The sequence below is a fragment of the Anaeromyxobacter sp. PSR-1 genome (assembly GCF_000964525.1).
Lineage (GTDB): Bacteria > Myxococcota > Myxococcia > Myxococcales > Anaeromyxobacteraceae > Anaeromyxobacter.
The window spans coordinates 1-24554 of the sequence record NZ_BAZG01000052.1; the positions used below are offsets into that span (position 1 = coordinate 1).

Sequence of the window (24554 nt, forward strand, 5' to 3'; positions counted from 1 at the left end):
CCCCTCGCCGCTCTCGGTGACGAACCCCTCGGCGCGCCCGCCGCCGAGCGCCGCCGCCGCGCGCTCGAGGTCGCGGAGCAGCGGCACGGCGCGGAGCGGCTCGGGCCGGACCTCGGCGCCGCCGCCGCGGGCGCGGCGCGCGGCGAACAGCGAGAGCTTCCCGCGCGGCAGGGCGACCTCGTGCGCGCCCGGCGCGGCGGCGGGCGCGAGCGAGACGACCGGCCCGAGGTAGCAGCCGAGGTGCGGGTTGTGCGCGAGCCCGGCGGCGAGCTCGCGCGCGTCCTGCGCCGAGGGCTGGTCCAGGGCGCCGGGGTGCGAGTGCACCAGCCCCTTCAGCTCCAGCCCCTCGCCGCGCTCCAGGGCGGCGACGCGCTCGCCCAGCGCCGGCGACGGCGCCCACTGGCACGCGCTGGCGCGCGCCCCGGGGTCCGGCGCGAAGTGGGTGAGGAGCGGCCGCCCCGGGGGGCCGAGCAGCGCGCCCCCGCGCTCCGGCGGATGGCCGCCGAGCTCCGCGTCGAGGGCGCGGAGGACCCAGTCGGCCACGCACCACACGCGCGGCCCCGCGGCTAGGCGAACACCGCCGGGTGCACCTTCGACAGCATGCGCTGCTCGGCGTCGCCCTGCTCCACGCCGATGACCACGCGGCCGTCCGGCGTCACCCACACCCGGCCGCGCGCCTCCGGCGCCCGGGGGGCCGCGTCGCGCCGCTCGTCGCGCATCGCCTCGCGAAGTCGTTCGAGTACCGTCTGCGACATGGCTGCCTCCTCCGGTGCCCCCGCGTGCGCGGGAGGCTAGAACGGGAACCGCCCCTCGCGCGCGAACACGCTGAAGCCGTTGCACCACAGGACGCTGCGCGCGTACGCGTCCTCCAGCGAGGGCATCCCGCCGCCGGGGTCGCTCGAGAGGCACAGGCGCCCGTCGGGGAAGACGTGGCAGGCGTGGGGATCGAAGCGCCCCAGGACCTGCGGCTCGACGAGCTTCACCTGGTAGCCGCCCCCGTCGAACCAGAGGAACAGCTGGTACGGGTCCCCCAGCTCGCTGACGATCGGGAAGAGCCAGCCGCCCACGCCCTCCACCGTGAGGTAGCGGGTGCTCGAGGGGAGGCTCCCCTCCGCCCGCGCGCGATCGCGGAGCACCCGGCCGAAGCCGTCGACGAAGCAGGCGAGGCCCATCGCCAAAGACTTCGCCTCGCCGGGCGCGGCGGGCACCGCCCCGGGGGGAGCGGCGGCCCGGCGAGCGGGCGTCAGGCGGTGCGCTGCTCCATGGCGCTGCGGCCCACCCAGTCGCAGGCGAACTGGTAGGCGATGCGGCCGCTGCGGTCGCCCTTGCGCTGCGACCAGAGCACCGCCGCGGTCTCCGCCTCGCGCGTCCAGGGCACCTTCACGCCGATGCGCTCGCACAGCTTCCCCACCCAGCGCCGCGCCACGTCCACGTAGAGGTCCTGGCTGAAGGTGTGGAACCCGACCCACAGGCCGAAGCGGCCGGACAGCGAGATCTTCTCCTCCACCGCCTCGCCGTGGTGGATCTCGCCCTCGACCATCATGGCGCCGCGGTTGTCGCTCTCGTACTCCGGCACGAGGTGCCGGCGGTTCGAGGTGACGTAGATGAGGACGTTCTCGGGCAGCGCGTACACCGAGCCGTCGAGCGCGCTCTTCAGCACCTTGTAGCTCGCGTCGCCGGACTCGAAGGACAGGTCGTCGGAGAACAGCACGAACCGGTACGGCTGGCCCTTCACCGCGTCCACGATGGCGGGCAGGCTGACCAGGTCGTCCTTGTCCACCTGGATGATGCGCAGGCCCCGGTCCGCGTAGGCGTGCAGGAGCGCGCGCACCAGCGACGACTTGCCGGTGCCGCGCACGCCCCACAGCAGCGCGTTGTTGGCGGGGAGCCCGGCCAGGAACTGCCGGGTGTTGTCCTCGAGCGCCTTCTTCTGCGGCTCGATGCCGAGCAGGTCGTCGAGGTGGATGCCCTCGACGCCGGGGACCGGCTCCATGGTCCCGGCGAAGGTGCTGCGGTGCCAGTTGGCGGCGTGGCAGGCGGCCCAGTCGATGGGCACCGCGGGCCGGGGGAGCAGCGGCTCCACCGCCGCCAGCACCCGCTTCAGCCGCTCGATCAGCTCGGGGTCGAGGCTCATGCGCCCTCCGGCGCCGGAAAAGGCAGCGGGGCAGGGACGCGCGCGCCCCTGCCCCGCCTCATGCCGTCATGCGGTCCGCGTCGGCTACTCCGCCTTGGCGGACTTCTTCAGCGCGCCGACCTTGTCCAGCACCAGCGCCTTGCGGAACTCGCGGTTCAGGCGGGCGATGAACTTCACGTCGATGCCCTTCGGGCAGGCGGCCTCGCACTCGTAGTGGTTCGAGCAGTTGCCGAACCCGTTCTCGGCCATCGCCTGGACCATGGCGGCGACGCGCTCCGGCGCCTCCACCTGGCCCTGCGGCAGCTCGGCGAGCTGGGACACCTTGGCGCCGGCGAACAGCATCGCCGCGCCGTTCGGGCAGGCCGCCACGCAGGCGCCGCAGCCGATGCACTCGGCCGCGTCCATGGCGTAGTCGGCGGCGCGCTTCGGGATGGGCGTCGAGTTGCCGTCGGGGACGCCGCCGGTGTGGGCCGACGTCCAGCCGGCCGCCTGGATGAGGCGGTCGAGGGCGCCGCGGTCCACCATCAGGTCCTTGATGATGGGGAACGCGCGGGCGCGCCACGGCTCGAGGTAGATCGCGTCGCCGTCCTTGAACTTCCGCATGTGCAGCTGGCAGAGCGTGGTCCGCTTGTAGCCGCCGTGCGGGACGCCGTTGACCACGGCCGAGCAGGCGCCGCAGATGCCCTCGCGGCAGTCGTGGTCGAAGACGATCGGCTCCTTGCCCTGCTTGATCAGGTCCTCGTTCACCACGTCCAGCATCTCCAGGAAGGAGTGATGCGGCGTGATGCCCTTGGCGTCGTAGGTCTCGAAGCGTCCAGGCTCGTTGGGCCCGGCCTGCCGCCAGACGATGAGCTTCAGGTTCATCGTCCCGTGCTCGGAAGCGTGCGCGCTCATTACTTGTAGCTCCTCACCGCGAGGTGGACGTTCTCGAACTTGAGCGGCTCCTTGTGGAGCTCGGGCTCCTTGCCGACTCCCTTGAACTCCCAGGCGGCGCTGTAGCAGAAGTTCGCGTCGTCGCGCTTCGCCTCGCCGTCCGGGTACTGGTGCTCGACGCGGAAGTGTCCGCCGCAGGACTCCTCGCGGTGCAGGGCGTCGCGGGCGAGCAGCTCGGCGAACTCGAGGAAGTCGGCGGTGCGGCCGGCGTTCTCGAGCTGCTGGTTGAGCTCCTCACCCTTGCCGGAGACCTTCACGTTCTCCCAGAACTCCTTGCGGATGGCCGGGATCTTCTGGAGCGCCTTGGTGAGCGACTCCTTGCTCCGGGCCATGCCGACGTCCTCCCACATCGTCGTGCCGAGCTCGCGGATGAACTCGGTGACGGTCTTCTTCCCGTTGATGCCGAGCAGCTTCTTGGAGGCGCCCTGCACCTCCTCCACCGACTTCTTGAACTCGGGGTGGTCGGCCTTGACCTTGCCGGGCTTGGTGGTCGCGAGGTAGCCGGCGATCGTGTTCGGGATGACGAAGTAGCCGTCCGCCAGGCCCTGCATCAGCGCGCTGGCGCCCAGGCGGTTCGCGCCGTGGACCGAGAAGTTCGCCTCGCCGAGCACGAACAGGCCGGGGACGTTGCTCATCAGGTTGTAGTCCACCCAGAGGCCGCCCATCGAGTAGTGCGGGGCCGGGTAGATGCGCATCGGCTGCTTGTACGCGTTCTCGTCGGTGATCCGCTCGTACATCTCGAACAGGTTGCCGTAGCGCTCGCGGACCACGTTCTCGCCGAGCCGCTTGATGGAGGCGGCGAAGTCGAGGTAGACGCCGCGGCCGCCGGGGCCGACGCCGCGGCCCTCGTCGCACTGCTCCTTGGCGGCGCGGGACGCGATGTCGCGGGGGGCGAGGTTGCCGAACGTCGGGTACTTCCGCTCGAGGTAGTAGTCGCGATCCTCCTCGGGGATCTCGTTCGGCGGCTTGTTGCAGTCCTCCTTCTTCTTCGGCACCCAGATCCGGCCGTCGTTGCGGAGCGACTCGGACATGAGCGTCAGCTTCGACTGGTAGTCGCCCGCCTGCGGGATGCACGTCGGGTGGATCTGCGTGAAGCAGGGGTTCGCGAGGTAGGCGCCCTTCTTGTGCGCCTTCCAGATCGCGGTGACGCTGCAGCCCATCGCGTTGGTGGAGAGGTAGAACACGTTCACGTAGCCGCCGGTCGCGAGCACCACCGCGTCGCCGACGTGCGTGCGGATCTCCCCGGTGACCAGGTCGCGGACGGTGATGCCCTTCGCCTCGCCGTCCACCACCACCAGGTCCAGCATCTCGGTGCGGGGGAACAGCTTCACCGTGCCGGCCTTGATCTGCCGGGACAGCGCCGAGTACGCGCCGAGCAGCAGCTGCTGGCCGGTCTGGCCGCGGGCGTAGAAGGTGCGGGACACCTGCGCGCCGCCGAAGGAGCGGTTGTCGAGGTAGCCGGCGTAGTCGCGCGCGAACGGCACGCCCTGCGCGACGCACTGGTCGATGATGTTGTTGCTGACCTGCGCGAGGCGCCACACGTCGGCCTCGCGGGCGCGGAAGTCGCCGCCCTTGATGGTGTCGTAGAACAGGCGGTAGATGCTGTCGCCGTCGTTCGGGTAGTTCTTCGCGGCGTTGATGCCGCCCTGCGCCGCGATGGAGTGCGCGCGCCGCGGAGAGTCCTGGTAGCAGAACGTCTCCACGTTGTAGCCGAGCTCACCGAGCGTCGCGGCCGCCGAGGCGCCGGCGAGGCCGGTCCCGACCACCAGGATCTTGAACTTCCGCTTGTTCGCGGGGTTCACCAGCTTCAGCTCGAAGCGGTACTTGTCCCACGACTCTTCGATGCGGCCGGTAGGTGCCTTTCCGTCGAGGATCACGGTGTCTCCCTTAGTTCCCGGCGATGCCGGCGAGGATGAGCAGCGGAATGGCCCCGAAGCCGACGAGCAGGATCCCGGCGAGCGTCTTGCCGAGCACGCCCCACCGCGGCAGCAGCGTCTCGTTGCTCCAGCCGAGGGTCTGCAGCGTGCTCTGGATGCCGTGCTTCAGGTGGAGGAACAGCGCGATCATCCCGACCACGTAGATCGCGGCGATGGGCACGATCCGGAACTGCTGGACGACCATGCCGAACACGTCGAAGCGGCCGAGCGAGTCCTGGCCGCGCACCAGGCCCGGGGTCACGCGCAGCGTGAACTGGAGCAGGTGGTAGACGATGAACGCGCCGAGGATGAGGCCCGTCCAGATCATCGTCTTGCCGGAGAACGTGGCCTTCAGGCTGCGCTGGACCGCGTAGCGCGTCGGGTTCGCGGCGCTGTTCTCGAGCGTGATCTGCACCGCGAGGACCGCGTGCAGCACCACCGAGAGGCCGACGACGATCCGGGTGCCCCACACCAGCGGCGCCAGCTGGTGGAGCTTCTCCGCGTACGCGTTGATGCCGTCCGGCCCGTTGAAGATCGAGAGGTTTCCGAGCAGGTGACCGACGACGAACAGGACCATGATCAGGCCGGTGACGGCCATCACGATCTTCCTGCCAATCGAGTCCGAGAACAGTCGCATTGAGCCGTATCCCTTCTTCGTGGATGAGCTTCCGCCGCCGAGACGGTGTCGCCTCGCGCCCTGAACAGGAGTGCGCGGAATGGCACCATAGCTGCGACCCCTTGGGGCACGTCAAGGACGGGAGAAGTCGGTTTTGTCGCAAGGTTGGGCGATCCCTTGCCCGGCGATCCCGGCAGGGTCCTAGAGCCCCAGCGCTCGGATCGGGCAGGCGCCCGTCATGGGTCCCGGATCGGGTGCCCGGCCTCGAGCGCCGCCCAGGCCTGCTCGCGCCAGCCCTGGCCGTGATCCACGAGGTCGGCGCGCGTGGTCGCGTACCGCCGGTGCGGCTCCACCGGGCGGTTCTCCAGCGCCAGCGCGGCGAAGAACCGGTCGGCGGAGGCGTCGTCGCCGGCGCCGTCCGGCGGCTGGACGCCCATGGCGGCGTTCGGGATGGACACCGAGAGCCGCCCGCGGGAGTCGGTCCAGCGCGCCGCGAGCCCCTTCGCCTCCTGCTGGCTCCCGCCGGCGCCCTCGGTCGGGCCGCCCACCAGGACCGCGCGCCCGCCGCTCCGGAGCAGCCCGGCGAGCCGCTCGCACGCGCTCATGCACGAGGGCGAGGTGAGCGCCACCACGCGGCCGCGGAACCCGCCCTCGGCCGGGTCGGGGCGGAGCGGCGGCTCCAGCAGCGCGGGGGTGAAGTCGTCGCCGGCCTTCCGCGCCCCGCGGATCGACTCGAGCACCCGCTCCGGCTCGGAGCGCGACCGGACGCCCACCGCGGGCGCGCCGCCCAGCATCGGCGCGCGCTCGCGGTACACGCCCTCGTTGAACTCGGTGGCGCGCAGCACCAGGGCGCCCCCGGGCGACGACGCCCCCGCCGGCAGGAGCATCCGCGCCAGCGCGGTCGAGTGCGAGAGGTACCCGCCGCCGTTCTGGCGCAGGTCGAGCACCAGGTCGGCGCCGCGGGCGTCGCAGCCGCGCAGGAACTCGCCGAGGACGTCGGTGAACGGGCGCCGCTCGCCGCCGGCCGAGAGCGCCTCCGTGTGCAGCGAGAGCAGCTGCGCGTAGCACACCCGCCGCCCCCCGGGCCCCGCCACCTCGCCCAGGCGCGCCGCCGGCCCGCCGCCGTCGCCGGTGTACGTCCGGAGCGCGGCCGCCTCGTCCGGCGGGAAGATCGAGTCGGTCCGGCGCACCCCGCCGGCCAGGTCGCCGCCGTCCACCAGCGCGGCCGCGGCCTCGCCCAGGTCGGCGGTCCGGATCCCGGTGCGGGCCAGGAGCGCGCGGCCCAGCGCGCCGCGTCCAGCGCCCGGCGAGGCCCACCACGGCAGGCGCACGGTGCGGCGGGCGCCGCGGGCGATCACCGTCAGCTCGGCGGTGGCGCGGGCCGGGTGCAGGAAGTCGCGGCGGGTGAGCGCGTCCACGGCGCGCTCGGCGCGGGCCGCGGCCGAGCTGCCCGGGAGGTGGGCGGCGAGCTCGTCCATCGCCGCGCGCACCGGCCGGCCGTCGATCGCGACCACGCGGGTGCCGGGCGCGAGCAGCGCCGCCGGATCCTGGAGGCCGGCGCGCGCCAGCGCCTGGCCCAGCGCCGGCGAGCGGCTCGCCACGTAGACCCGGCCGTCGGCGGCGAGGCGCAGGCCGACGCCGAGCGCGACCTGCGGCGCGCCGGACGGCACCCGCAGCAGCAGGTGCCCGTCCTCGAAGGCGGCCACGCAGCGGCGCATCCGGTCGTAGAAGCGGAGCGGATCGCGCTCGGCCGCGACGGCGCGCTCGCCCTCGACGCACGCCTCGAGGTGGGCGCGCGCGTCGAACCCGGGGTGGCCGGCGGCGGCGAGCGTGAAGGGCTTGGTGGTGAGGAACACGTACCGCGCCTCGATGGCCTGCCGGAGCTCGCAGGCGATGCGGACGCGCTCGGCCGCGGGGCAGAGCGGCCCGTCCCGTCGCACGCCGCGGACGCCGGCCCGGGCGCGGCGTCGCAGGCCGACGGTCCGGGCGCCGGCGCCGGCCCGGAGGCGTTCGCCGCCGGCAGCGGGGAGGCCAGCGCGAGGAGCGCGGCGAGCGGGAGGAGCAGGGCGGGACGCATCGGTGCGGAGGGCCGGGGCGAGGGCCCCGCGCGCTCCCCTCGAACGTCCCGCACGGCGCGAGACATTCCGAAGGGTGCGCCTCCCGCGGGCCTCGGTGTCGCGCGATGTGCGCGCTGCCCTCACCCCGGCGCACGCCGCCGTCCGGCGCGGCAGATGGGGTCGCGGATGTCAAGGTCGCGCCGAATTTGCGGAAACTGCCGGCGTGCGTACCATGGGGCCCACTGTGGGAGGACGCAGGAATGGCCGCAACGGACAAGCAGAAGCAGTCGCTCTACTTCCCGGAGGAGACGCTCCGCGAGATCATGAGCGAGGCGGTGCGCCTCGATCGGTCGCTCTCGTGGACCGTGCAGCAGGCGTGGCGCCTCGCGCGGAACGAGCTCAAGCGGTTCCCTTCGGTGAACGCGCACGGTGAGATCGCGCGCGCGCCGGCCCCGGCGCATGCCCCCCGCGAGCGCAGCGCGCCGCTCCCGGCGTCGATGGAGCGGCGCGAGCCCTCCGAGCAGGTGCGGGAGTTCCTGAAGGGCAAGTTCGACCGCGAGCTCGCGGGCTGAACGTGCTCGACGCGCGGGGCGGGCGCGCGCGGATCGCGCGCGGCCCCCGCCCCGCACGATCCGGCTACGGACACCCGGCCGGCTTCGCGAACGACTCCGTCACGGTCACCGCGCCCGACGCGTCCACGACGCCCTGGGCGCCGACGCCCACGCCGTACGCCGCGAACGCGTCCCACACCAGGCACGCGTGCGCCGCCGCGTCCGGGCTCCCGGCCGTGGTGACGGCCTGGAGGATGCCGTCGCGCATGTCCTCGAACGCGGGCGTGGACGGCGTGTAGTTCATGCCGTCCACGAGGTAGTCGAGCAGCAGCGACTTGCCGAGCCCGGCCGTCTGGAACGCCTGGAACAGGCGCCAGCCGATGGCCCCGTACACCTCGCCGTCGAGGTGGACCTCCGTGCCGGCCACGTCGCCGTAGGTCCGCGGGTAGCCGGTGTACGGCGCGGTCCGGATGCCGAGCGGGTTGCTCGCGGCGTACTCGCCCACCCGGTCGTCCTCGTTCATGACCACCGCGAGCACGTCGCTCATGCCCTCCCCGACCGCGCCGGCGAGCGGACCGCTCATGCCGCCGATCATGCGCCAGGTGAGACCGTGCCCGTACTCGTGGAACACGACGTCGGAGTCGAGGTCGCCGTCCACCATCAGCGGGGCGGGATCCTTCCGCCGGGCGGTGGCGTTCACCCCGGTCGCGCCCTTCAGCGTCGCGCCGGCGTTCTGCGAGATCATCACCGCCGGGATGCGGATCTTCCGCTCGGTGCCGCCCATGGTGAAGATCGCGTCGCCGCCCTGGTTGTTCGCGACGATCACCGCCACCGCGCCGGCCGACTGCGCGTTCAGCACCTTGACGGTGAAGTTGCAGCTCCCGCGATCCACCAGCGCGATGCGCCCGGAGACCGCGTTCTGGATGGCCTCGCAGGCGTCGGTGGCCGTGCCGGTGCCGTCGTCCACGAGCACCACGTCGGCGGTGACGCCGGCCGTGGTGAGCGAGGGGCCGAACTCCGCACCGGCGGCGTCGTAGCTCCCGGCGATCCCGGCGGGCGCGTTCACCACCACCTCGAGCGGCGGCACCGGGCCGTTCCACAGGTACATCTGCATGCGCGGCGAGCGGCCGTCGGTGGGCGTCGCGAAGTTCGCGTTGTCGGTGCCGCCGCCGTCCTGCGCCTCCGCGTTCACCGAGTCGCGCTCCTTGCCGCCGCGGCCGAAGTTGGAGTCCTGGAAGTTGCCGGCCGCCTCGTCGAAGCCGTGGACGTACAGGACGTCGTGGATGACGTTGTTCAGGTAGAACAGGTTCTGGACCGCCACCGCGCGGTTCCCCGCGGTGGACGGCTGCGCGCCGAGGTCGGCCGCGGTGAGGAAGTTCCCGTCGGTGACCGAGGTGCCGCCGCGGTCTGGCCGGTTGTTCGCGTCCGCATCCAGGTACGCGTTCACGTTGTTGCCGGCGATGTCGATGGTGGACTGCGTGCCGGCGTAGAGCCAGCCGATGGGCGACTCGAGGCCGCCGGGCGCCGGGCCGGACACCACCGCCTGCGGCGTCTTCGACGGATCCTCGACGAACACGGCGTAGCTGTCGTTCGCGGTGCGCAGCTCGACCGACCGGACCGCGCCGTCGCCGTCCACGAGCGTGTGGTGCAGCAGGTTCCCGCGCTCGCTCCAGGTCTCGACCAGGAACCCCGCGCGGAGCGCCCCGCCCGCCTCGGGCACGGCCACGCGCTCCACGGTGGGCGCGGCGTGGAACCTCGCGGGGTCGCGCGCGAACACGGTGAGGTCGCCGTCGCGGCCCGTCATCGCGGGCGCCGCGGCCGGCTGGTACCCGAGGCGCCGCAGCGCGGCCTCGAGCGCCTGCGCCTCGCCGACGCGCGCCGGCGCGACGCCGCCCCCGGCCACGGGGACGAGCCCGTCCACGAGGTGGATCAGCCGCCCGCTGGCGTCCACGGCCGCGCGCGCGTAGCCGCCCGCGACGCGCAGGCCTCCGGCGCGCTGCTCGAGGCGGAGGTGGGCGACGCCGCCCCGGCCGCGCGACTCCGCCGCGACCGCGAGCCCGTCCACGGTGGCGCGCGCCGCGCCGTGGGACCGCAGGAAGCCCGCCACCACCTGGGTCGCGGGCGCCCGCGACGGCGGCGTGAGCGCCCCGCCGGCCCCGGCGCGGTACACGCGCGCGCCGGGCGCGGCGTCGGCGCCGTCCGGCGCGGCCAGGAGGAGAGCGAGCGCGCAGCCGACGGCGGCGCGGACCAGGAGACTTGGACCGACTGCATCACGCATGGCGAACCCCCGCTGGATCGGGCCCGGGCACGGCCGCGTCGTGCGCGGCCGCGCCGCGGCCCGGGACCCTTGCCAATAGCCGTGCGAGGGCGGCGGGGGAATGGTCCCGGGATGGTCAGGGCCCGGGCAGGTCACGCCTTCCGCACCAGCACGTGGCGCGGCGCCCGCCGGTTCGCGGACGCCGGGTGCGCGCGGGCCCCTGCTGGCGCGGCGCGTCGAGCCCCGCGCGGCTACAGCCGGCAGCCGGCCAGGTCCGGGGTCCCGGCCAGCAGCGCGTCGAACCGGCGCACGAACTCGGGCGCGGTGGCCGCGGCCAGGAGCGCGGGCGCGCCGCGCACCGAGACCTCCACCACGCGCCGGGCGCTCGCGCCGTCGCCGCCGACCATCGCCGCGAAGGTGGAGAGCGACTCGCCGCCGCCGCGCGCGAGGTCCTTCTGCAGGTCCCGGAACCCGTTCAGCGCGAAGCGGTGCAGCTCGGCGCTGCGCCGGGCCGCGGGCGCGCCGGCGGCCTGGCCCGCCGGGACCATCTGCACGTGGTACTCGCGCGGCGAGAACTTCATGAGGGACCCGGTGAGCACGTCCACGCCGCCCGACACGATCGTGCTGCTCACGTCGAGGATCGCGACCGGGTTGAACGCGCGCTCCAGCGTGAACTCCTGGGTGGCGTGGCCGGGCGCCTCGAAGCGCGCCAGGAACTGCCGGCCGCCCATGAAGTTGCGCGACATGTCGAGCGTGAGCGGCAGCTCACCCCGGTACTGACCGTCGACGGTGAGCCGCACGCCGGGCACGTTCGCGTCGAACGTGAGCGTGTCGTGCGTGCCGGTGAAGATCGTGGCGCAGCCGCCCAGCAGCAGCGGCGCGAGGGCGAGCAGGGGCGCGAGGCGGAGCGTGCGGCGGGGCGTCGTCATGGTGGCGTTCTCCGGGAGCGCCCGCGGACCGATCGCGGGGCGCACGGACCGTGATTGTGCCCGCCCGCGCGGACACGGCAAGTCCCACGTGCGCGTGCGCGGCCCCGGGCGCGTCCTTAAGCTCTCCCGCGCCGCGCGGCGCCCCGCTGCGCCGTGGCCACCCCCGGAGCCCGCACCCATGCCCTCGCCACGCCGCACCGCCGCCCTCCCCTGCCTGCTGCCGCCGCTCGCCGCGCTCGCGCTCGCCTGCGCCGGCGCGCCGCCGCGTGCGCCCGCGACGGCGCTCCCCGCCGGCGCCGTGGACCCGGACGCGGCCGCGTTCGAGTACCCGCTCCCGGTCTCCACGTTCGAGCTCGACAGCCAGCGCCAGCGGCTGCGCATGGCGTACGTCGACGCGCCCGCCGCGAAGCCGAACGGCCGGACCGTCCTGCTCCTCCACGGCAAGAACTTCCACGCCGGCACCTGGGCCGAGACGATCGCCGCGCTGAACCGCGCCGGCTTCCGCGTGATCGCGCCCGACCAGATCGGCTTCGGCAAGTCCAGCAAGCCCGAGCGCTACCAGTTCTCCTTCGCGCAGCTCGCCGCGAACACCCGGGCGCTGCTCGCCTCGCTCGGCGTCGAGCGCACCGCGGTGGTCGGGCACTCGATGGGCGGGATGCTCGCGGTGCGCTACGCGCTCGAGTACCCGGAGGCCACCGAGCGCCTCCTGCTCGTGAACCCGATCGGCCTCGAGGACTACGCCGCCTTCCTGCCGCCGCGCACGGTGGACCAGTGGTACGCGCAGGAGCTGAAGCAGACGCCGGACTCGGTCCGGGACTACCAGCGGCAGGCGTACTACGACGGTGCGTGGAAGCCCGAGTACGAGGCGCACACGCGGCTGCTGGCCGGGTGGACGCTGCACCCGGGCTGGCCGCGGGTCGCGTGGGTGAGCGCGCTCACCTACGACATGATCGTCACGCAGCCGGTGGTGCACGAGCTCGAGCGCCTGAGGGTGCCGACGCGCCTGGTGATCGGGCTGCGCGACCGCACCGCCATCGGCCGGCCGCTCGCGCCCGCCGGCCTGCGCGAGGCGATGGGCGACTACACGCGCCTCGGGAAGGCGGCGCAGCGGCGCATCCCCGGCGCCGAGCTGGTGGAGCTGCCCGGCATCGGCCACGTGCCCCAGGTCGAGGCCTTCCCGGCGTTCGAGCGCGCGCTGCTCGACTTCCTCCGCTGAGCGCCGCGGGCCGGCAGGGGTGCGGCGCTCGCCCCGCGCGGTGCGCCCGCCCGCGCCGCGCCGGGGCACGGCCCCGACGAGGGAACGCGCCGGCCGGTCACGCGGCCCGGCGGCTCGGGTATGCTCGCCGTCCAGGCCGCGCCGCCGCACGCTCCGGCGGCGCGCCGCGCTCACCCGAGGCGACATGACGAATCTCGCGCGCTCCAGCGCATGTGCGGATCGGCTCCCGCACGCCCACCTCGCGGAGATCCTCTCGATCGTCCGCACGCGGTGCGGCCTCGACCTGACCGGCTACCGGCGCGGCACCGTGGAGCGGCGCGTGCGAACGGCGATGATCGCCGCCGGGGCGAGCTCGAGCGCGGCCTACCTGGACCGGCTCCGGGCCGATCGGCGGCTGGCCGGCGACCTGCTCGCGCGCCTGACCGTGAAGGTGAGCCGCTTCTACCGGGACGCCGCGGCCGTGGAGCGCCTGCGCGAGGCGCTGGCCGCGCGCCTGGCGGCGGCGCCGGGGCCGCTGGCCGTCTGGAGCGCGGGCTGCGCCCGCGGGGAGGAGCCCTACACGCTCGCCATGCTCCTCGACGACCTGGGCGCGCCCGCCGGGCCGGACGTGGTCGCGACCGACGTGGCGCCGGACGCGCTCGCCGCGGCGGAGGCCGCGACCTACCCCGCCGCGGCGCTCGCCGAGCTGCCGCGGGCGTACCGCGACCGCTACCTGACGCCGGTGCTCGGGGGCGGCGTCGCCGCCTTCCGCGTCCACCCGGCGATCCGGGCGCGGGTCCGGGCGCTCCGCCACGACCTCTCCGCGGCGCGCGCGCCCCCGGCCGGCGCCGCTTCGATCTCGTCGCGTGCCGCAACACGCTCATCTACTTCCAGCCGCCGCTGCAGCGGCGCGCGCTGGAGCTGCTGCTCGACGCGCTCGCGCCGGGCGGGCTGCTCTGGCTCGGCGCGGCGGAGTGGCCCGCGGCGCTCGCGGGCGGCCGGCTGGAGGTGCTCGACCGGCGCGCCCGCCTGTTCCGCGCGGCGGGAGGGGGCGCCGATGCGTAGGCCGGACCTGTCCATCGGCACCTGGGTGTCGCTCGGGTTCGCGATCGCGGGGGCGCTCCTGGCCGGCCTGGTGGCGCTGGCGGTCACGCTCCAGGGGCGGATCGCGGCCAGCGCCGACGCGCAGCTCGAGGTGATCGGCCCGCGCGCCGTGGCGGCGGCGTCGCTGGAGAGCGCGGTGCTGCACGTGAGCCTCACCGCGCGCGCGTACGCGCTCACGCCCGAGCCCGCGCGGATGGACGCGCTGCAGGCGGCGCTGCGCCGGCTGGAGGGGGCGGCCGCGCGCTTCGCGGCGGTGCCGAAGCAGGGCGAGGGGGCGGCCCTGGCCGACCGGATCCTGGCGGCCGTCCCGCCCTTCGAGAAGGCGGCGGTGGCGCTCGGCACGGTGGTCGCGACCGGCGGGGACGAGGCCGCGATCCGCGCGCGCGAGGCGACCCTGCCGCCCATGCGCGAGGAGCTGCTCGAGCTGCTCCGGGGCTTCGGCGCGATCCAGCAGCGGCACGACGCGGGCGCGAGCCACACCATCCTCGCCTACCAGCGCGACACCGTCCGCACGCTGGTGCTCGCCTTCGTCGCCGTGGCCCTGCTCCTGGCGGCGATCGCGTGGGTGGTCGTGACCGAGGTGCGCCGCCCGGCGAAGCGGCTGGTGGACGCGGCCCGGCGGCTGGCCGCGGGCGACTACTCCGCCGCGACGGACCTGGAGGCGCCGACCCCGGACACGGGACCGCGCAGCGAGCTGGCCGAGCTGGCGCGGGCGTTCGCGACGATGGCGGCGGAGCTGCGCGATCGCGAGGAGCGGGTCGCCGCGCAGAACGAGGAGCTGCAGGCCCAGAACGAGGAGCTCCAGGCCAAGGAGGAGGAGCTGTACGGCCAGAACGAGGAGCTCCAGGCGCAGCAGGAGGAGCTCCAGGCCCAGAACGAGGAGCTCCAGGCCCAGGGCGAGGCGCTCCGGGCCAGCGACGCGCGCCTCACCCAGCTCGTCGAGGCGCTCTCGCAGGCCGACCGCCGCAAGAACGAGTTCCTGGCGGTGCTGTCGCACGAGCTGCGCAACCCGCTCGCGCCGGTGCTCAACGCGCTCACCGTCCTCGATCGCGGCGACCCCGCCGGCGAGCAGGGCCGGAACGCGCGCCAGGTCATCGCGCGGCAGGTGGCGCACCTGGCGCGGCTGGTGGACGACCTGCTCGACGTGGCCCGCATCACGCAGGGGAAGATCCAGCTGCGGCGGACGCACCTGGAGCTGGGCACGGCGGTGCGCCAGGCCGCGGAGGACCTCGGCCCGCTGCTCGAGGCGCGCGGGCTCCGGCTGGCGCTGGAGGTCCCGGAGCGCGAGCTGTGGGTCCACGCCGACGCGGCGCGCATCGCGCAGGTGGTGGGCAACCTGGTGCAGAACGCGGCCAAGTTCACCGACGGCGGCGGGACGGTCACGGTCGCGGTGGACGCCACGCCGGAGGGGCGTGCCCGGGTCCGGGTGCGCGACGACGGCATCGGGATGCCGCCGGAGGTGCTGCAGCGGCTGTTCCAGCCGTTCGTGCAGGCGGAGGGGACGCTGGCGCGCACCCGGGGCGGCCTGGGGCTGGGGCTCGCGCTGGTGAAGGGGCTGGTCGAGCTGCACGGCGGCACCGTGGACGCGGCGAGCGCCGGGGCGGGCCGCGGGGCGACGTTCACGCTGGAGCTGCCGCTCGACGGCGTGCCGGTCCGGGTCGCCGAGGCCGCGGCGCCCCGCCCGGCCGCGCCCCGGCGGGTGCTCGTGGTCGAGGACAACCGCGACTCCGCCGAGACCCTGCGCGATCTCCTCGAGCTGGCCGGCCACCACGCCGACATCGCGCTCGACGCGCGGCAGGCGCTGGAGCGCTGCCGCACCGCGCGCCCGGACGCGATCGTGTGCGACCTGGGCCTGCCGGACATGGACGGGTACGAGCTGGCGCGCACGCTGCGCGCCGACCCGGAGCTGTCGTCGGTGCTGCTCGTCGCCCTCTCCGGCTACGCCCTGCCGGACGACCTGGCGCGCTCCGCGCAGGCCGGCTTCGACGCGCACCTCGCGAAGCCGGCGCGCTTCGAGGCCATCGAGGCCCTGCTGGCCGGGGTGCGCCGCCAGCGCGGCTGACCGCGGCGCGCGGGGCGGCTCACGCGCCCGGGTCGAACCGCTCGATGGCCCGGCGGAGCGCCTCGATCTCCACCGGCTTGGTGAGGTGCAGGTCGAAGCCTGCGGCCAGCGCGCGCTGGCGGTCGTCGGGCTGGCCGTAGCCGGTCAGCGCGATGAGGACCATGCCCCGGCCGCGCGCGGCGCGCAGGCGGCGCGCCACCTCGTAGCCGTCCAGCCCGGGCAGGCCGATGTCGATCACGACCACCTCGGGGTCGTACCTGAACGCCTCCTCGATCCCGCTCGGCCCGTCCCCCGCCAGGCTCACCTTGTGCCCGAGCATCTCGAGCGCGGACTGGGCCACCTCGCGGTTGTCCGGGCTGTCGTCGATGACCAGGACGCGCCGCGGGCGGACCTCGGGCGCGGCGGCGTCGCGGCGGGGGCCGGCGGGCCGATCCGCCGGCGCCGCGAGCGGCAGCCGGACCGTGAACGTGCTGCCCTTGCCCGCGCCCGCGCTGTCCGCCCGCACCTGGCCGCCGTGCATGGTCACCAGCGTCTTCACCAGCGTGAGCCCGAGCCCCAGGCCGCCGCGGGCGCGGTCGAGCCCGGAGTCCACCTGCACGAACGTGTCGAACACGCGCTCCAGGTCGGCCTCGGCCAGGCCGATGCCGTCGTCGCGGACGCGCAGCACCGCGTCGCCGCCCGACGTCTCCAGCGAGACCACCACGTGCCCGCCGGGCCGGTTGTACTTGACGGCGTTCCCGACCAGGTTCGCGATCACCTGCTCGAGCCGGACCGGATCGCCCAGCACCGGCACCTCGCCCGGCGCGATCTCCGCGCGCAGCGAGACCCCCGCGGCCGCGGCCGGCGGCTGCATCGCCTCCACGGCGCGCCCGGTCAGCACGGCCAGCTCCACCGGGTGGCGGTGGAGCGCGATCTTCCCCGAGGTGACGCGCGACACGTCGAGCAGGTCGTCCACCAGGCGCGAGAGCTGCCGCGACTGCCGGCGGACCACGTCGAGCTGCCGCGGCTCGGCCGTGCCGCGCCGGTCGATGACGTCGAGCGCGAGGACGATCGCGCCGAGCGGGTTGCGGAGCTCGTGCCCGAGCATCGCCAGGAACTGGTCGCGCGCCTCCACCTCCCGCTCGCGCGCGGCGAGCACCTCGCGCGCCGCGTACTGGCGCTGGCGCGCGCGGATGGCGGAGCGCACCACGCTGACGAGGGTGGCGCGGCGCAGCGGCCGATCCAGCAGCAGCAGGTTCCCGAGCCACGACAGCTGGCGCAGCGTGCGGGCGTGATCCAGGCGCGACGGGTTGCCGGTGACGACGAACACCGGCAGGTCGGACCAGGGCGGCTGGTGCGCGATCCACTCGCCGATGCCGTCCCGGGCGGCGTCGGCCAGCGCCTCCTGCGCGATGACCAGCACCGCCGCGCCCGCGCGCAGCTCCACCACCACCTCCCCGATGTCGCGGCACACCGCCGCCGAGAGGCCGGCGCCCCGCAGCACCGCCGAGGCGACCTCCGCGTCGCGCCCGATGGGCGCCAGCACCAGGACGCGCTCGGAGCGGTGCGGTCGGATCATGGCGACGGGATGGGTAGCAGGTGCTCCCCGGCCGCGTCCGGCTCGAACTCGGGCACGCCGGTGAGCACGCCCCGGAAGTCGGTCAGCGGCCCGCCGAGCCGGGCGCCGGTGGCGGTGGGCATGTACTCGCGGATGGTGGTCTCGTGGGCCCCGAGCCGCTTCTTCAGCACCGAGAGCGCCTTGCGGACGCCGCCGCCCGCCTCGAAGTACCGCAGGAGCACGACCGTGTCGGCGAGGTAGGTCACGTCGGCGGGGGCGAGGATGTCCCCGATGACCCCGTGCTGCGCCAGGGTGACCACGGTGACCACGCGCTTCTCGGCCAGGAAGCTGAGCAGCTCGTGCACCTGCAGCACCAGCGAGCCCTCGCTCGGCATCGCCTGGAGCAGGCCGTTCAGGCTGTCGATCACCACGATCCGCGCGCCGCGCTCGACCGCCGCGCGGACCAGGTGGACCAGCTCGCCCGCCGGCATCTCCGCGGGATCGACCTGCGTGATCTGCACCGTCCCGGAGCCGAGGAACGGATCGAGGTCGAGCCCGGTCGCGCGCGCCCGCGCCAGCAGCGTGGCGCGGGGCTCGTCGAAGGCGAACACGGCCGCCGGCTCGCCCCGCTCCGCCGCGGCGTGGACGAGCTGGGTGGCGAGCGTGGACTTGCCCGCGCCGGCGGGCCCGACGATCAGGGTGCTGGTCCCCCGGTCGAGCCCGCCGCCCAGCATCCGGTCGAGCGGCTCGAGCCCGCTCGAGCAGCGCTCCGGCTCGGCGACGATGCCGCGGTGCTCGGCCGCGACCAGCCGCGGGAACACCGTGATCCCGCCGGTGCGGATCGCGAAGTCGTGGAAGCCGCCGCGGTAGTCGGCCGCCCGCATCTTCAGGACGCGCAGGCGCCGCCGCGCGGCGCCGTACTCCGGGCTGAGCTGCTCCAGCAGCAGCACGCCGTGCGCCAGGCTCTGCACCAGCACGTCGGGCGCGTCCGGCGAGGGGTTGTCGAGCAGCAGCACCGTCCGGTCCTTCTCGACCAGCTGGCGCTTCAGCGCGAGCAGCTGGCGCCGGTAGCGGATGGGCGTCTGGGCGAGCAGGCGCAGCTCGGTGCACGAGTCGAGCACGACGCGGTTCGGCTGCACGCGCTCCACCTCCGCGAGGATCGCCCCCATGCGCTCGCCCAGCTCCACCTCCGACGGCTCGAGGATGGTGTTCTCGTCGCCCGCGTCCATCTCCGACGCCTCGAACACCGTGACGCCCCCGAGGTCCCAGCCGTGCGAGGCCGCGACGCTCGCCACCTCCTCGCGCGACTCCAACATGGCGATGTAGAGGCAGGACTCGCCCTGGCGCACGCCCTCCATCAGGAACTGGAGCGAGAGCGTGGTCTTGCCGGCGCCCGGGGATCCCTGGATCAGGTGGATCCGGCGGCGCGGGAACCCGCCCCCAAGCACGTCGTCGAGACCGGCGACGCCGGTGGCGGCACGCGGGGTGAGGGGTCCGTTGGCCGTTGGCATGCGTCCTCCCGGTGTGGGCCGCTCGTCCGGTACGCTGGACCCGGACTCTACCCGACGCACCGTGCCCGATCGGGCGGTGACGCACCTCCGAGCCCGAACGGTTCCCTTCCCCGTTCGTCCCCGCCGGGGCTGTGGCATTCGGCCGCTCCCGCCCGGGCGATCCGGGCGGCGGCGGACCATCACCGGGCGGCCGGGATGGTCAGCGTCAGGGTGGTGCCCTCACCCGGCGCGCTGCGCGCGGTCAGCGTTCCGCCGTGCGCCTCGGCGATGCGGCGCGCGAGCGGCAGCCCGAGGCCGACGCCGCCGGTGGCGCGGGCGCGGCTGCGGTCCACCCGGTAGAACGGCGAGAACACGCGCTCCAGGTCCTCCGGCGCGATCCCCTCCCCCCGATCCGTCACCTCGACCACCAGGTCCCCGCCGCGCCGCTCCGCCGCCACGCGGATGGGCGCCGGCGGCGGCGAGTACTTGCGCGCGTTGTCGAGCAGGTTGTCGATCGCGCGGCGGAGCAGCACCGCGTCCGCCTCGATCTCCGGCAGGTCCGCCCCGAGCTCGAGCCGCACGGTGCGATCGGGGTGGCGGTGGCCGAGGCGCTCCGCCGCCTGCCGCACCACGCCCGCCGGATCGAGCCGCGCGCGGCGGAGCGGCGGCGTCCCGCCCGCCGACGAGGCGGCGTTCCCGGCCAGGTCGAGCCGCGCCGAGGCGAGCACGTCGTCCACCAGCCGCTCGAGCTCGGAGAGGTCCTCCGCGATGTCCGCCAGCGACGCGCGCGCCACCTCGGCGTCCCCCTCGGCGGCGAGGTCGAGCGCCACGCGGATCCGTGCGAGCGGCGTGCGCAGCTCGTGGGCCACGTTGGCGATGAGCTCGGTGCTCGAGCGCAGCAGCGCGCCCACGCGGTCGGCCATCTCGTCGAAGGCGCGCGCCACCGCCCCGAGCTCGTCGCCGCGCGCGATCCCGGTGCGCGCCGCGAGGTCCCCGGAGCCGAGCGCGCGGGCCGTGCGCGCCAGCCGGTCGAGCGGGCGCGCGAGGGAGCCGCCCAGCACGAGCGCGGCGATCCCGGCGCCCACCAGCACCAGCGCGACGAGCACGAGCAGGAGCGGCGGCGGCCGGCCGGCCGGGAGCTGCTGCGCGATCACCAGGTACCCCACGCGCTCGCCGGAGACCTCGACGGCCGCGATCACCGACACCAGGTGACGCTCCCTCCCCTCCGGCCCCGGCGGCCCGCCATCGCGCAGGAACAGGTTCCCGACGCGGGGGCCGGAGGGCGCGCCCGGCCCGTCGCCGACGGGCGGCGGCCCGCGGACCGCCCCGCCGATCGCGCGGCGCGGGCCGGGGCCGGGGCCCTCCATGAGCCGCTCCCGCTCCGGCGGCGGGGGCAGCGGCGGCGGCATGGCCTCGCCGGCGCTCGCGACCTGCGCGCCGGCCGCGTCGTACACGGCGACGCTCACGCGCAGCGCCGAGGCGAGCGGGCCGATGACCTCCTCGACGCCGCCGGCCGTCCCCCACTGCGCCGCCACGCGCGCCGCCGCGTCGCGGGCGATGGCGTGCAGGACGTCGCGGCGGACCGGATCGCGGCGATCCCTCGCCAGCGCGAGCGCGAGCAGCACCGCGACCCCGGTCGCGAGCACCGCCACCACCGTGACCAGGTAGATGCGCAGCCCGAGCCGGAACGGCCCTCGCCGCGCGCCGCTCAAGCGTCCTCCGGCCCGGCCGCGAGCATGTAGCCGGCGCCGCGCACCGTCTTCAGCAGGGCGGGCTGGCGCGGGTCGTCCCCGAGCTTGTGGCGCAGGCGCGAGATGTGGGCGTCGATCGAGCGATCGAAGGCCTCGTCGGCGCTCCCCTTGGTGAGGTCGAGGAGCTGCTCGCGGGTGAGCACGCGGCCGGCGCGCTCCGCCAGCACGCGCAGCAGCACGAACTCCGCGGTGGTGAGCCGCAGCGGGCGGCCCGCGCGCGTGGCCGACCAGTCGCGCGGGGTCAGCTCGAGATCGCCGACGCGGATCGCCTCGCGCGGCGGGCCCAGCGCGCCGCGGCCGCGGCGGACCAGCGCGCGCAGGCGGGCCAGCAGCTCGCGCGACGAGAACGGCTTCGCCAGGTAGTCGTCCGCGCCCGTCTCCAGGCCGAGCACCCGATCGGCCTCCTCGCCCAGCGCGGTGAGGATGATGATCGGCACCGGCAGGCGCGCGCGCAGCTCGCGGCACACCTCCAGCCCGGACCTCCGCGGCAGCATCAGGTCGAGGATCACCACGTCGTGCTGGCCCTTCAGTGCCTCGGCCAGCCCGAGCTGCCCGTCGGCCACCCAGGTCACCGTGTGCCCGTGGGTCTCGAGGTAGCGGGTGGTCAGCGCGGCGAGCCGCTCGTCGTCCTCGACGAACAGGACGCGGAAGCGCTCGGGGTCGAGGCCGGTCATGGCCGGATGGTGCCACCTCCCGGGCTGGAGGTCGCGGGGAGAGCGCAGCGCGTCCATGGTCCTGCAACGTGCCCCCGCGGCGCTGCGTCCGGGTGACCGCCGCGTGACGGATTGTTCGCGTCGCAGGCGCCGTCGCGAACGCTTCGTCACGGTGCGGTCACGCCCTCGCCGCCGACGTGCAGGACGGTCACGCTCGCGCCCGTGGACGACCGCGGGCCGCCTTCCCCCGGAGCGCCCATGTCCCCCCGAGCCCACCTCCTTCGCGTCCAGCCCTCCTCCCCGTCCCCGCCCCCGCCCGGGCTCGCGCTCGTCCCGCCGCCGGCGCGCGCCGGCGTGATCCACCTCGGCCCGGACGAGCTGGTGCTGTTCACCGCGCCGCCCGCCGCCGGGGGCGCGGCGGCCTGCCCCGAGGGAGCGCGCTTCCGCGGCCTCCGGGCCATCCACGCGTGCTACGCGCCGGCCGCGAGCACGGAGGCGTGGCTGCGCGACGTGCTGGACGCGCTCGTCCCCATGGTGCCCGGCGACGGGCGCTGGTTCGCGCGCCTCGACGGGCTCGCCGCGGGTCGCGGCGCCGGGATCCTCGTGCCCGGCGGGGCGCCGTCGCGCCCAGACCTGGCCGCCGCCGAGCTGCTGCAGGTGGTCGGGGTCGAGTGCTACCGGGCGCTGTCGCAGCCCCGGCCGCCGGTGGAGCTGCTCTCGCGGCGCCTGCGCGCGCTGCTGCCGCCGGCCGTGGAGCGCCGCGCCCTGGAGGCGCTGCTGCGGCACGGGACGCCCGACGCGCTGATCCTCTCGGCCGGCGAGCTGGACGGCCTCGCGCTCGCGCTCGGGCTGCGCCTCGACGCGGGGGTCCGCCCGCCGTCGCGCACCGTGGGGCTGCTCCGCGCCGTGGCCCGGCACCTCGGCACCGCCCGGCGGCTGCGGGGGTGGCTCCCGCCGCAGGCGGCGTGGGCGGCGCGGGGCCGCGGGCGCGCCGCAGCATCGCGCCGGCCGCGATCGCGGCGCTCCGGGACGCCGGGGCCATCGTCCGGGAGGAGCCGGCCGGCGCCCGGCGGCGATGGGGCGCCCTGCTGCACGGTGAGTACGCGCTCGTCGATCACTGGCGCGAGGGCGGCGCCGGCCACGTCCTGGCGCGCCGCTGCGACGAGCCCGGCGACCCGGCCGCGCTGCACGCGGTCGAGGGAGCGGTGCTGCGGGCCACGCTGGACGGCCTCGGCGCGCCGCAGGTCGGCGCGCTCCAGGCGGTGACCCGCGCGACCGTCTCGCTCCACCTCGCGAGCGAGCGCGCGCGGCTGCGCTGCGCCTCCCGGCGGGAGCTGCTGGCGCTGGCCGCGGCGTTCCCGGCCGCGGCGGCCGCACCGCCGCGCGCGCCCTGATCCGGCGTGCCGGTCGGCCCCGGGCGCGGCCCGGGCCCGCGCGGCGAACAGCCGGGACACCTCGAGCCCGAGCGCCTCCAGGAAGCCGCGTCGCTGGCGTGGGAGGTGCGAGCGGCGCCGCCGAGGACCGGGGCGCCGCCCGGCGAACCGCTCACTGCGTGCAGCTGCTCACGTGGATCTGGAGGTTGCCGTCGGTGATCGTGATCGGCCCACCCCCCTCGTCCTCCAGCGACAGGTACTCGAGCCCCGCGCAGTTGGTGATGCTGATGAAGTAGCGGTCCTTGTACGCACCGTCGCGCTGCCCGCTGCTGCCCGGCTCGTTGCGGTCCTCGGCGCGCCCGGTGAAGCACACGTCGGTCTTGGTGCCGAACTTGCTGCCCGGGAGGCCCTTGATGGTGCCCGTTCCGTGGAACTCGATGTAGTTGTACGGCGTGTCCGGCGACTCGGAGCCGCCTTCGAAGATCGGCCCGCAGTCGTCCACCACGATGGACTCACCGTGGAAGAACAGCTTGTTGCCGTGATCCACGTGGTTCCACTGCCCGCCGTCGCCCGGGATCGGGCTGCACGACGGGTTCACGTTGCCGCCGAAGCTCACCTGCGGCCCGTGCTCGGCCATCGTGGTCCCGGTCAGCGTGCTGAACTTGGCGCCGCCGCCGGTGAGCCAGCACGCCGCCCGGTGGCACGCCGGCCCGTCGATCACCCAGTCCTGCGTCACGAACTCGCCCGTGAACGTCGCCGAGGTCCCGGGGCTGATCACCTCCCAGCTGCCCGGGAGGCCCGACAGGTCGATGCTGGCGGTGTACGTGCCGTAGCCAGGCAGGTACACGAGGTACCCGCCGCTCCCGTCGGTCACCGCCTCGCCCACCCCGCCCACCACGATGCGGACGCCCTCCACCGGCGCCTCGGTCCCGTAGCAGACCACCTTCCCGTCCAGGTGGCAGGCGAGCGCCTGCCGTGCGCCGAGCATCATCGCCAGGGCGACCACGATCCTGAGTGCCGTCCTCATGCGCCTTCCTCCGATCCGCGCACCGCAGGTCGGCCCCAGCGGCGCCGTTCCCGGGGCGCGCGACGAGCCTAGGAGACGCGCTGGCGGACGGGCGCGCTCCCTTGGAGCGCGGCCTTGGGGGTCGGGCGGGCGAGGGCTCGCGGGCGCGCCACGCCCGCGGATTTCGAGGGCGCTGGGGCGGCATTCCCCTGCCGCCTCGGCGGTCGGCCGGAGCGGCGCGACCGGATGTCGCCGGCCCGGCAGCAGCGCGGCGTCCAGCGCGGCGGGGAGCTGCGTTCCCGGCCGCGGCGACCGCACCGCCGCGCGCGCCCTGATCAGGCGCGCCGGTCAGCCCCGGGCGCGGCCGCCGCCGGAGAGCCACGCGCGCGCCGCGCCGGCCAGCAGCGGAAGCGCCCGCAGCGGCTCGTCCGCGGGCGGTGCCGCCCCCTCCAGCGCGGCCCGGACCCGCGCGGCGAACAGCCGGAACACCTCGTGCCCGAGCGCCTCGAGGAAGCCGCGCCCCAGCGCCACCAGCGCGCCGCCCACGTTGACCGTGGCCTCCGCCACCACCTCCGTGCGACCGCCCGGGCGCGGCACCAGCCAGCTCTCCAGCGACAGGCGCGCCGTGCCGTCGCCGGCCCGCGCGCGCGCGTCGCCCACGATGCGCACGCGCCGCCCCGGGACGTCCACCTCCGCGAGGCGGACGCGTCCGCGGTACGCGAACGTGATCCCGGCGAGGCGCACCCGCAGGTGCCCGTCGTAGGTGCGCGCGTCCACCACCGCGTCGAGCGCGCCGCCCGGCACGCAGGTCACCACCCGGCGCGGGTCCACGAGGAGGTCCCAGGCGGCGTCGACCGGCGCCGCGACCTCGTACCGCTCGTCGATCCGGAGCGCCATCGGCTCCCCCCGGCGGCGCGGGCGTCGGCCGCCGCGCTCGCGCCTGCCCGAGGATAGCGGAGCCCGAAGGCCCCGGGGGCCCGCCGGTGCGCG

22 protein-coding genes and 1 pseudogene are annotated in these 24554 nt (G+C 75.6%); 7 read left to right on the forward strand and 16 right to left on the reverse strand.

Annotation, left to right across the window (positions count from 1 at the left end):
* The 8 genes from PSR1_RS10340 to PSR1_RS10375 form a co-directional block, all read right to left on the reverse strand.
* On the reverse strand, positions 1-543 hold a 543-nt coding region (locus PSR1_RS10340; RefSeq protein WP_237757906.1), incomplete at its 3' end, for a Mov34/MPN/PAD-1 family protein.
* Between the two features lie 23 nt (positions 544-566).
* Positions 567-755 (reverse strand): hypothetical protein, encoded by a 189-nt coding sequence (locus tag PSR1_RS10345; RefSeq protein WP_059437507.1) that lies wholly within the window; start codon positions 753-755, stop codon positions 567-569.
* A gap of 36 nt (positions 756-791) precedes the next feature.
* A complete protein-coding gene (locus PSR1_RS10350) occupies positions 792-1172 on the reverse strand; it encodes a hypothetical protein (RefSeq protein ID WP_059437508.1) in 381 nt (126 codons plus the stop codon).
* Between the two features lie 71 nt (positions 1173-1243).
* Complete coding sequence (locus PSR1_RS10355) at positions 1244-2134, reverse strand: ATP-binding protein (RefSeq protein ID WP_059437509.1); 891 nt, start codon at positions 2132-2134, stop codon at positions 1244-1246.
* A gap of 84 nt (positions 2135-2218) precedes the next feature.
* Positions 2219-3028: a succinate dehydrogenase/fumarate reductase iron-sulfur subunit gene (locus PSR1_RS10360; protein WP_082100202.1), complete on the reverse strand. Its 810-nt coding sequence runs from the start codon at positions 3026-3028 to the stop codon at positions 2219-2221.
* Positions 3028-4944 carry a fumarate reductase/succinate dehydrogenase flavoprotein subunit gene (locus PSR1_RS10365; protein ID WP_059437510.1) on the reverse strand — a complete coding sequence of 639 codons (1917 nt, stop codon included), beginning with the start codon at positions 4942-4944 and terminating at the stop codon, positions 3028-3030. The genes PSR1_RS10360 and PSR1_RS10365 overlap by 1 nt, the downstream gene beginning before the upstream one ends.
* Positions 4945-4954: 10 nt before the next feature.
* Positions 4955-5620, reverse strand: a complete 666-nt coding sequence (locus tag PSR1_RS10370) for a succinate dehydrogenase cytochrome b subunit (RefSeq protein WP_059437511.1) — start codon at positions 5618-5620, stop codon at positions 4955-4957.
* A 215-nt stretch (positions 5621-5835) separates the two neighbouring features.
* A complete protein-coding gene (locus PSR1_RS10375) occupies positions 5836-7539 on the reverse strand; it encodes a S41 family peptidase (protein ID WP_237757907.1) in 1704 nt (567 codons plus the stop codon).
* Positions 7540-7916: 377 nt separating this feature from the next.
* On the opposite strand from PSR1_RS10375, the gene PSR1_RS10380 reads away from it, so the two are divergent.
* On the forward strand, positions 7917-8228 hold the full coding sequence (locus PSR1_RS10380) for a TIGR04563 family protein (RefSeq protein WP_059437512.1): 312 nt from the start codon (positions 7917-7919) through the stop codon (positions 8226-8228).
* A gap of 64 nt (positions 8229-8292) precedes the next feature.
* Here the strand turns inward: PSR1_RS10380 and PSR1_RS10385 are convergent, their stop codons facing one another.
* The gene (locus tag PSR1_RS10385) at positions 8293-10485 is read right to left on the reverse strand and encodes a M36 family metallopeptidase (RefSeq protein WP_059437513.1); all 2193 of its coding nucleotides are present in this window, start codon (positions 10483-10485) and stop codon (positions 8293-8295) included.
* 230 nt (positions 10486-10715) lie between these two features.
* The gene (locus tag PSR1_RS10390) at positions 10716-11393 is read right to left on the reverse strand and encodes a hypothetical protein (RefSeq protein ID WP_059437525.1); all 678 of its coding nucleotides are present in this window, start codon (positions 11391-11393) and stop codon (positions 10716-10718) included.
* A 178-nt stretch (positions 11394-11571) separates the two neighbouring features.
* Here PSR1_RS10390 and PSR1_RS10395 point away from each other — a divergent pair, with 178 nt between their 5' ends.
* From PSR1_RS10395 to PSR1_RS24825, 4 genes and pseudogenes are all read left to right on the forward strand, one after another.
* A complete protein-coding gene (locus PSR1_RS10395) occupies positions 11572-12609 on the forward strand; it encodes an alpha/beta fold hydrolase (protein ID WP_059437514.1) in 1038 nt (345 codons plus the stop codon).
* 184 nt (positions 12610-12793) lie between these two features.
* Positions 12794-13360, forward strand: a pseudogene (locus PSR1_RS10400) (CheR family methyltransferase); the annotation flags it as partial.
* Positions 13361-13488: 128 nt separating this feature from the next.
* A complete protein-coding gene (locus tag PSR1_RS24820; protein WP_272946343.1) occupies positions 13489-13653 on the forward strand; it encodes a hypothetical protein in 165 nt (54 codons plus the stop codon).
* Positions 13646-15754, forward strand: a complete 2109-nt coding sequence (locus tag PSR1_RS24825) for an ATP-binding protein (protein ID WP_059437515.1) — start codon at positions 13646-13648, stop codon at positions 15752-15754. Before PSR1_RS24820 ends, PSR1_RS24825 begins: the two co-directional genes overlap by 8 nt.
* Positions 15755-15773: 19 nt before the next feature.
* Here the strand turns inward: PSR1_RS24825 and PSR1_RS10410 are convergent, their stop codons facing one another.
* The 4 genes from PSR1_RS10410 to PSR1_RS10425 all read right to left on the reverse strand — a co-directional run bounded on the left by PSR1_RS10410 (position 15774) and on the right by PSR1_RS10425 (position 21206).
* Entirely contained in the window at positions 15774-17312 is a 1539-nt protein-coding gene (locus PSR1_RS10410; protein WP_059437516.1) for an ATP-binding protein, read from the reverse strand.
* Positions 17309-18802 (reverse strand): ATPase domain-containing protein, encoded by a 1494-nt coding sequence (locus tag PSR1_RS10415; protein WP_059437517.1) that lies wholly within the window; start codon positions 18800-18802, stop codon positions 17309-17311. The genes PSR1_RS10410 and PSR1_RS10415 overlap by 4 nt, the downstream gene beginning before the upstream one ends.
* A gap of 179 nt (positions 18803-18981) precedes the next feature.
* Positions 18982-20493 carry a cell wall metabolism sensor histidine kinase WalK gene (locus PSR1_RS10420; RefSeq protein ID WP_059437518.1) on the reverse strand — a complete coding sequence of 504 codons (1512 nt, stop codon included), beginning with the start codon at positions 20491-20493 and terminating at the stop codon, positions 18982-18984.
* Positions 20490-21206: a response regulator transcription factor gene (locus tag PSR1_RS10425; RefSeq protein ID WP_059437519.1), complete on the reverse strand. Its 717-nt coding sequence runs from the start codon at positions 21204-21206 to the stop codon at positions 20490-20492. The genes PSR1_RS10420 and PSR1_RS10425 overlap by 4 nt, the downstream gene beginning before the upstream one ends.
* 237 nt (positions 21207-21443) lie before the next feature.
* On the opposite strand from PSR1_RS10425, the gene PSR1_RS10430 reads away from it, so the two are divergent.
* Positions 21444-22451 (forward strand): hypothetical protein, encoded by a 1008-nt coding sequence (locus PSR1_RS10430; RefSeq protein ID WP_059437520.1) that lies wholly within the window; start codon positions 21444-21446, stop codon positions 22449-22451.
* The gene (locus PSR1_RS24830) at positions 22448-22579 is read left to right on the forward strand and encodes a hypothetical protein (protein ID WP_272946342.1); all 132 of its coding nucleotides are present in this window, start codon (positions 22448-22450) and stop codon (positions 22577-22579) included. The genes PSR1_RS10430 and PSR1_RS24830 overlap by 4 nt, the downstream gene beginning before the upstream one ends.
* Before the next feature lie 151 nt (positions 22580-22730).
* Here PSR1_RS24830 and PSR1_RS10440 read toward each other — a convergent pair whose 3' ends face one another.
* Entirely contained in the window at positions 22731-23585 is an 855-nt protein-coding gene (locus tag PSR1_RS10440) for a hypothetical protein (RefSeq protein ID WP_152643340.1), read from the reverse strand.
* Positions 23586-23912: 327 nt separating this feature from the next.
* Positions 23913-24461 (reverse strand): SRPBCC family protein, encoded by a 549-nt coding sequence (locus PSR1_RS10445; RefSeq protein ID WP_059437523.1) that lies wholly within the window; start codon positions 24459-24461, stop codon positions 23913-23915.
* Positions 24462-24554: the final 93 nt, after the last annotated feature.

What these genes read in the sequence shown, in the direction of transcription:
- PSR1_RS10395 (WP_059437514.1), top strand. Translation starts at nt 11,572, where the DNA reads ATGCCCTCGCCACGCCGCACCGCCGCCCTCCCCTGCCTGCTGCCGCCG.
- PSR1_RS10430 (WP_059437520.1), top strand. Translation starts at nt 21,444, where the DNA reads ATGTCCCCCCGAGCCCACCTCCTTCGCGTCCAGCCCTCCTCCCCGTCC.
- PSR1_RS10385 (WP_059437513.1), bottom strand. Translation starts at nt 10,485, where the DNA reads ATGCGTGATGCAGTCGGTCCAAGTCTCCTGGTCCGCGCCGCCGTCGGC.
- PSR1_RS10345 (WP_059437507.1), bottom strand. Translation starts at nt 755, where the DNA reads ATGTCGCAGACGGTACTCGAACGACTTCGCGAGGCGATGCGCGACGAG.
- PSR1_RS10390 (WP_059437525.1), bottom strand. Translation starts at nt 11,393, where the DNA reads ATGACGACGCCCCGCCGCACGCTCCGCCTCGCGCCCCTGCTCGCCCTC.
- PSR1_RS10350 (WP_059437508.1), bottom strand. Translation starts at nt 1,172, where the DNA reads ATGGGCCTCGCCTGCTTCGTCGACGGCTTCGGCCGGGTGCTCCGCGAT.
- PSR1_RS10410 (WP_059437516.1), bottom strand. Translation starts at nt 17,312, where the DNA reads ATGATCCGACCGCACCGCTCCGAGCGCGTCCTGGTGCTGGCGCCCATC.
- PSR1_RS10370 (WP_059437511.1), bottom strand. Translation starts at nt 5,620, where the DNA reads ATGCGACTGTTCTCGGACTCGATTGGCAGGAAGATCGTGATGGCCGTC.
- PSR1_RS24825 (WP_059437515.1), top strand. Translation starts at nt 13,646, where the DNA reads ATGCGTAGGCCGGACCTGTCCATCGGCACCTGGGTGTCGCTCGGGTTC.
- PSR1_RS10440 (WP_152643340.1), bottom strand. Translation starts at nt 23,585, where the DNA reads ATGAGGACGGCACTCAGGATCGTGGTCGCCCTGGCGATGATGCTCGGC.
- PSR1_RS10360 (WP_082100202.1), bottom strand. Translation starts at nt 3,028, where the DNA reads ATGAGCGCGCACGCTTCCGAGCACGGGACGATGAACCTGAAGCTCATC.
- PSR1_RS10425 (WP_059437519.1), bottom strand. Translation starts at nt 21,206, where the DNA reads ATGACCGGCCTCGACCCCGAGCGCTTCCGCGTCCTGTTCGTCGAGGAC.
- PSR1_RS10415 (WP_059437517.1), bottom strand. Translation starts at nt 18,802, where the DNA reads ATGCCAACGGCCAACGGACCCCTCACCCCGCGTGCCGCCACCGGCGTC.
- PSR1_RS10445 (WP_059437523.1), bottom strand. Translation starts at nt 24,461, where the DNA reads ATGGCGCTCCGGATCGACGAGCGGTACGAGGTCGCGGCGCCGGTCGAC.
- PSR1_RS10380 (WP_059437512.1), top strand. Translation starts at nt 7,917, where the DNA reads ATGGCCGCAACGGACAAGCAGAAGCAGTCGCTCTACTTCCCGGAGGAG.
- PSR1_RS10355 (WP_059437509.1), bottom strand. Translation starts at nt 2,134, where the DNA reads ATGAGCCTCGACCCCGAGCTGATCGAGCGGCTGAAGCGGGTGCTGGCG.